The sequence below is a fragment of the Nostoc sp. ChiQUE02 genome (assembly GCF_034531305.2).
In the GTDB taxonomy this organism is placed as follows: domain Bacteria; phylum Cyanobacteriota; class Cyanobacteriia; order Cyanobacteriales; family Nostocaceae; genus Nostoc.
In genome coordinates, this window is the sequence record NZ_JAVRBN020000106.1 from 1 (window position 1) to 6,666 (window position 6,666).

Annotated in this window: 7 protein-coding genes; 6 read left to right on the forward strand and 1 reads right to left on the reverse strand. The window is 42.7% G+C overall.

Annotated features, from left to right (window positions below):
* Positions 1 to 206: 206 nt before the first annotated feature.
* From RM347_RS35395 to RM347_RS35405, 3 genes are all read left to right on the forward strand, one after another.
* Entirely contained in the window at positions 207 to 1,511 is a 1,305-nt protein-coding gene (locus tag RM347_RS35395) for an FAD-dependent oxidoreductase (RefSeq protein ID WP_322715491.1), read from the forward strand.
* A gap of 123 nt (positions 1,512 to 1,634) precedes the next feature.
* The gene (locus tag RM347_RS35400) at positions 1,635 to 2,609 is read left to right on the forward strand and encodes an NADP-dependent oxidoreductase (protein ID WP_322715492.1); all 975 of its coding nucleotides are present in this window, start codon (positions 1,635 to 1,637) and stop codon (positions 2,607 to 2,609) included.
* A gap of 94 nt (positions 2,610 to 2,703) precedes the next feature.
* The gene (locus RM347_RS35405; RefSeq protein WP_322715490.1) at positions 2,704 to 2,877 is read left to right on the forward strand and encodes a hypothetical protein; all 174 of its coding nucleotides are present in this window, start codon (positions 2,704 to 2,706) and stop codon (positions 2,875 to 2,877) included.
* Positions 2,878 to 3,106: 229 nt separating this feature from the next.
* Here the strand turns inward: RM347_RS35405 and RM347_RS35410 are convergent, their stop codons facing one another.
* Positions 3,107 to 3,268, reverse strand: a complete 162-nt coding sequence (locus RM347_RS35410) for a hypothetical protein (protein ID WP_322715489.1) — start codon at positions 3,266 to 3,268, stop codon at positions 3,107 to 3,109.
* 388 nt (positions 3,269 to 3,656) lie between these two features.
* Between RM347_RS35410 and RM347_RS35415 the strand changes: the two genes are divergently transcribed.
* The 3 genes from RM347_RS35415 to RM347_RS35425 all read left to right on the forward strand — a co-directional run bounded on the left by RM347_RS35415 (position 3,657) and on the right by RM347_RS35425 (position 5,646).
* Positions 3,657 to 4,544, forward strand: a complete 888-nt coding sequence (locus RM347_RS35415) for a class I SAM-dependent methyltransferase (protein ID WP_322715488.1) — start codon at positions 3,657 to 3,659, stop codon at positions 4,542 to 4,544.
* Complete coding sequence (locus tag RM347_RS35420) at positions 4,541 to 4,894, forward strand: hypothetical protein (RefSeq protein ID WP_322715487.1); 354 nt, start codon at positions 4,541 to 4,543, stop codon at positions 4,892 to 4,894. The genes RM347_RS35415 and RM347_RS35420 overlap by 4 nt, the downstream gene beginning before the upstream one ends.
* A gap of 212 nt (positions 4,895 to 5,106) precedes the next feature.
* Positions 5,107 to 5,646 (forward strand): hypothetical protein, encoded by a 540-nt coding sequence (locus RM347_RS35425; protein WP_322715486.1) that lies wholly within the window; start codon positions 5,107 to 5,109, stop codon positions 5,644 to 5,646.
* Positions 5,647 to 6,666 lie beyond the last annotated feature (1,020 nt).

The window sequence follows — 6,666 nt, forward strand, 5'->3', positions numbered from 1 at the left end:
TGCTTCAAAAATCCTCTTAACCATTACCCCTCAACGGATTAATTCCTTTGACTGCCTTAAAATCAGCGAACGCACAGTATCGTAGCCCCACTGAGAAACTGTGCCAATGGAGACAAAGACAGCGAACGCCTATCGCCTTTGGGTGCGACTAATATGAACATAAAGTTAGTACAATTAAATGGGACTGAAATTCTCACTACAGTTTCATGCGAATTAATCGTTTAACCTATGAACCTTCAATCCGTATTGGTATCGTTGGTGCTGGATGTACTGGTTTAACGGCTGCCGAAGAATTACGTGATCTTGGATATAAAAATATCACCATCATTGATGCCAAAAACCGCGTAGGTGGTAAAACATATTCAATTAAGTATGCAGACCCAAGTCTTCAAGCCCGTGGTATTTACGAGGGTGGAACTGTTTGGATCTTACCTAGCCCCTTGTACAAAAAATATAGAAAAAGGTATGGGATTTCTCCATCGCTTCATGTGATGCCACGGGTGCAAGTATTTGACTTAGCTACTGGCAAAGTTACTAGCCCGTTTTTAGTGGAGTCCAAACATTCTTTATTCAGCCGACTCTGGCAGTTGAGGAAATTTTTCCAAGAATTAGACAAGTATAGTCGGTATTCAGATCCAGGCTATATCAATCCTGCTTACCGAGATATGAATGAATCCTCGCCTCAGTGGTTTAACAAACAGGGTTTGGATTTTATTCGAGATGCTTTAATGCCGATTGCGAATGCAGCACAATTTGGATATCTGGAACAAGAAGCTTCTAGTGCTTATGTGATTCGGCTACTGGCATTATTGAACCGTTGCAATTTCCTAAAAAAATTGGTTCTAAATATGCCTCAATTGCAAGAAGGGAATCAAGAACTATGGAATCGTTTAGCAGCAACTCATAATTTGTGTCTAGGACAAACTATTGAGCGTGTTTCTCGCGGTCAAACAATTCTGGTCAAAACTGCCTCAAATCAGTGGGAATTCGAGCATTTAATTTGGACTGCCCCTGTAGATGACTTTCTTAGCATAGCTGATGCTTCTCCTGAAGAAGCAGATATTTTTTCTCGGGTACGTAAAATAAAAAGAGCGGTTATTACCTGTAAAGTAGAGGGTTTACCTGCAAACATTTTCTACGTAATCAGAAATAATTTAAATCAGCCTTTACCAACTAGTTATCCATTAGCTATCTACGAGGTTGATCCAGGCAGTAAAATCTACAATTTTTATCCATTCATGGATGAAAGGACAACTGTTGAAGAGTTGGAAAGCAACGTAGCCGATTGTGTCAAAAAGCTTGGAGGTACTCAAGTGACACTTATGGGGCAACCCCTAATTTGGAAGTGGTTCTCTCATTTTTCACCCGAAGACCTCAAGGATGGTATTTATGAACGGTTGGAAATGTTGCAAGGTAGTCAAAGCACCTATTTTGCTAATGAAATGACTGCTGGGGTGAGCGTACCTTATGGTATGGAATATGCGGCTTATTTAGTGGAACGCTTCTTTTAAGAGTTGACATACTTCCTACAATTGAATTGAGGAAGTGGCGCAAAAGTTGCGGCGAATTCGGGGCAAAATTCGGGGTTTGACTTTTTGCAAGAGTGCTGGAATGATGATCCAGCTTTGCAAATTGTGATCAAAAAATTGCTGACGAAGTTTGGGCAGTGGGGCATTACTTGTGTTGATGGGGTGCTGGTACGTACTATATATTTGTCACTAGATCCTACCAATCGGATCTGGATGAGCGATATAGAACAGTATATGCCTCCTGTTGAAATTGGGGAAGTTATGCGTGGCGGTATTATAGGTGTGGTTGAAGAGTCCAAAAATCCCAATTTTAAAAAGGGAGATTTGGTTTCTGGGTTGCTAGGGTGGCAAGATTACGCGATCGCCTTTGGAAACAGTGGCTTTTCACTGACGCGATTACCTAATCCTCTACCTTGTCCGCTCAACGCATTTACCGGGCCACTGGGAGCTACTGGTTTTACAGCTTATTTTGGGTTATTAGATATAGGACAGCCAAAAGTTGGAGAAACTGTGGTCGTTTCAGCCGCAGCTGGGGCAGTTGGTTCCATTGTTGGACAAATTGCCAAGATTAAGGGTTGTCGGGTAGTTGGTATAACTGGCAGTGATGAAAAGTGCCATTGGCTTACGGAAGAACTTGGCTTTGATGCAGCAATTAACTATAAAACTGGAGATTTAGAAAAAGCATTAGCTCAAGCTTGTCCCAATGGAATCGATGTGTATTTTGACAATGTTAGCGGAATAATCCTTGATGCCGTCCTAACCAAAATTAATCTGCACGCCCGCCTGCCTTTATGCGGTTTAATCTCAACTTATAATGCTTCAAAGCCTGTTCCTGGCCCATATAATTACAGCCAAATTCTCATGAAACGTGCTCTCGTCCAGGGATTTATTATCTTGGATTATATTCCCCGATTTCATGAAGCGATAGCAGAGATTGGAAAGTGGCTAAACCAGGGGAAAATTAAATATGCTCTTGAGATTGTCGAAGGCTTGGAAAATGCACCCAAGGCGATCCTAAAACTTTTCGACGGTAACAAAAAGGGAAAACTGGTTATTAAAGTCTCAAATGAGCCTACCTGAAAAATTTATAAACAACCTCTAAAAGAGCTTAGAGGTTGTTTGAAAAGTGTTTTACTATGACTTTGTAGCGCGGTCAAATGTGCGACCTGAGCGTATGCAGAAACTCAAGGTTACGGCGAATTCGCGGCAGAATCCGGGTTTTGACTTCTTGCAGGAATGCTGGAATGATGACCCGGCTGTGCAGATTGTGATCAAGAAATTGCTGGTGAAGTTTCGGTACTGGGGGTTGGTGGCGGCGGATGGTGGGCTGGTGAAGTGGGAGGAGTAGTGATCGCCTATCATACCGCACCTGCATACACCACCCGAAAACCAATATGGAAACCGAGGTGGCGGCTCCAATTGCCGAGGCGATAAGCACAACGGCAGATATCCTTTGCCAAATCGCGATAGAGAAAATCTACACCTATACCTTGAACTTGTAGCCAACCGCCGCCATTAATCCACTTTCCCCATTCACCAATCGCAGTAATTAAATTGACGCGGCCATGGTGAATCAGTCAGCAAACAGCAGGATTGTAGCTTTTGTCAAATCTGCGATCGGTGGTTCCTGAGCGCAGCCGTACCACTTCTCTACGAGACGCTACGCGAACGTGGAAGCAAGCTACGCGCAGCGTCTCCGACAGGAGAAGGGCTACGCCTACGGTCTCAACTACTGGCATATTGCAGTACTCGTTCCCATTCCCAACACCACGTCGTCTCTACCAGTATTTCTTTACCGTTGGTGAATTGGATGGATTTAATTACTTCATAAATAATTATAAGTATATTTTTATACTAATTTGTCTTTTGTCAAGTGAAATCATCCATCTAAAGACAGTTTTGAGAAGACTAAGAAGCAAATATGCTGCTAATAGCAATTTAGGATAAGCTCTGCTCAGTTTATACTGAACTGAGGCAGGATCTTAGACCCTTACCAGTAATAAAATGCTATGAGCCTAGCTTTCGCCTTGAGGGCGAAAGCGCCTAGATATCTCGGTTGTGCCAAAAATATTATTGATACGGCTGGGCATTTTATTTCTTGGACCTCCCTTAATAGATGTAATAGCTATGCCAACTTCTTCATATTCAGTTCTGAGTCCTTATATTGGTACTGATTTGAGAGTAGATTTAGATAAACAAAATATTCTAAATTTTCCGATTTCAACTTCAAGTCTTGCCATCAAAGCGAATAGTCATTATTTTGGACATCCAGAATGGGCAAAAAACTACTTTGAAGGCTGCCATCGAGATGAAGTGTTTAAGTCCTGCTGGCAGGCGGCTATGGGCAGTTGGGATCATAAAATTGTTGTAGATATTGGTTGTGGTCCGGGCAATTTGTATGCAACGCTTGGAGGTAAACCAGAATTGTTAATTGGTGTAGATGTTAGCTATGGTGCATTGTCTATGGCTCAACGTCTTGGCTATATACCAGTGAGAGCAGATGCTCACCACCTTCCTTTCATTGACCATTTTGCTGACATTGTGGTACTTAACGCCACATTACATCACTGTGAATATATGGGTGTAGTGTTAGAAGAAGCAGCGCGTTTAGTTCGTCCAGGTGGCATTCTAATCACAGACCACGACCCTCAGTTGACTGCCTGGAACTTCCGAGGATTAGGTTTGTGGTTATGGAATTTCCGCTTATGGCTATATCGGCTGATCAAACGAGGAGGTCATACCTCAGCAGCAGAGCAAACTTGGGCATTAGCAACTGAAGTTCATCACCGACCTGGAGATGGATTAACACCAGAGTTTTACTATAAAATTCTGGAGCCGCTTGGCTTCAGTGTCAAGGTTTATCCCCATAACCATACGGTTGGTGCAGAAGTATTGCTTGGTAATTATGGTAAATCTGATAAGAAGTATCGTTTAGCTCAGTTATGCTCTCTTATAAATCCTAATTCTCCACTTGCCGCCTTGTCGCTTATGTGTGTTGCCACACGCCATGTTTGATAGATAGACTACGTATAGTTGCACAGCAAAAGACCTCAGTTACGCAATTGTGGCAGGAGTGTTGGACGGCTGACCCATACGGTTCTCGGTGGATGCCCCTTTCTACTGCGATGGGTTACAGTACTTTTATCTCTGCGAAGAAAATTCTTTCTGAAAGCGGGTTGTTCATTTTCAAGCCGGACTTGTCGATACAGGATAGCCGAGAAACCGTTACCTGGATGGTGAAGAATTTACATGGTAGTCGGATGAAGGAGTTCTGGGAGAAAGCCAATTCTGAAAAACAAGAACCCTCTGCTGTATCCATAGTGGTTCGCCCTTTTGGCAAAACTTTTTGGTTTACTGAGAACTAAATGCTGAGATTTCAGAGAAAGATGCTGGCTCTGAAGAAATGGGTGCTTTGTATAAAGCATCTATTTTAGGTCAAAGTCAGTCAGAGCAAGGGTTTCAAAAACCCTCGTGAACTGTTCAGGAACACCTAACAAACTCTTTTGTAGAGTTTGTTAGGTGTAACTCTGACACGCAACCCGTTATTTCGCACTCTTGTGAGGCGGCGATCGCTCCCTTGAGGGTCGCGTCGCCTCAGACTGTTGAAAGCGTGGAAGAGTTGGAGAAAGACTTGCCTGTGGCAATGGACTGCACGACGCTAGCGCTTGTGGACGCTGTACAGAGTGAATCTGCTTTGTTAATAGGAGAGAGCCAGGATTGTGGTGTTGAAGCGATATTCCCTCATGAAGGCACTGATTCCGCCGCGCCCGTCGTACAAAATGAATTTTCTTCAACTTGCGCGATCGCAGATCAAACACCAGAGCTTGTAGAACAGAGAAATTCAGCTTCTTTGTTGGCTGAAAACTGGGTTTCGCGTGTAGAAATCAAAACAGTTCATGAGGGTGAAGGTTCCGCCGCACCTGTCCCCAGTGCTGAAAAATGGTCGTATGAGGGGATTGTTGCGAGGTCAAATATGCGACCGGGGCGTATGGAGAAACTTAAAGTTGCGGTGAATTCGGAGGAGAATCCGCGGTTTGACTTCTTGCTCTCGTGCTGGAATGATGACCCGGCTTTGCAGATTGTGATCAAGAAATTGCTGGTGAAGTTTCCGCAATGAGGGATTACTTGTGTTGATGGGGTGTTGGTGAATTAGGAGGAGTAGTGAATCTGTACAATCGAGAAGAGTTTGGGCTTGCTATTTAATACCCAGATCCCCTTGTCTAGAGCATTACCCTGCAATGTATTTGTGACTTGAAGAAGATTTTGGACAGGTTTGGAAGAAGAAATTGGACAAGTTGCAAGCTGAAATACCTATAACTTCGTTAAGGCATTAAGCAAGCGATCGCTCTTTTGGAAAAAGAAAATGGACAGAATAACAGAAATGGAAGAAGAAAATGGACACAAATCCGCTTGAATACGGCTCCTGTCCAAACTTATTGCCTAACTTGTAGGATTTTTCACAAGCTTTGCGATCGCTTGCCGCAGTAAGTATCGCTATTACCAAAACCTTTATCTTGCATACAGGCATAGAGTTTGAGCAGTTTAGTTTTCCTTTATGCTATTTTTTTGACGTTCTTGGAAGGTAAACTTGGACATCCATTTTTGGAAGGTAAAGGTGGACAACATGTCCAAAATCTTCTTCAAGTCACACAAATCCTGAAAAGTGGCTTTACGAAGGTCTTGACAGAGAGATTAATACTAACTTTCAGTCGAAATTGACCAGAGAATTGAGTTTGCTATATCGCAAGGGGAGCAACGCGATTTTGTGAAGTCGGATCAAAATCAAGCGATCGCAGTTTTGGCTAAATGTAGAGATTGAGCCTACAGTCAGGCGGTTTTGGGACAAAGTTGGCAAAAACAATGAGTCCTTAAAATTCCTTTAAGGTTTCCCGTAAGATTTTTTAACCTGTTGTCAGTAGTGTAAGAGTTATGGTATTCCAATCTACTTTGCCAACTACGAGCTTGTGTACAGGTATTTTATCATGTTTTGCCAGAAATGCTGTCAACTCTGCTCTTAACAAAGGTATTTAACCCTCAAATAAAATCGAAAACTACCATGAACAAACAATCATTGAACTACAAAGCCTCAATTATTCCTCTATTAGGTGCAATAATAGTCACCAACGGATTTTTCTCC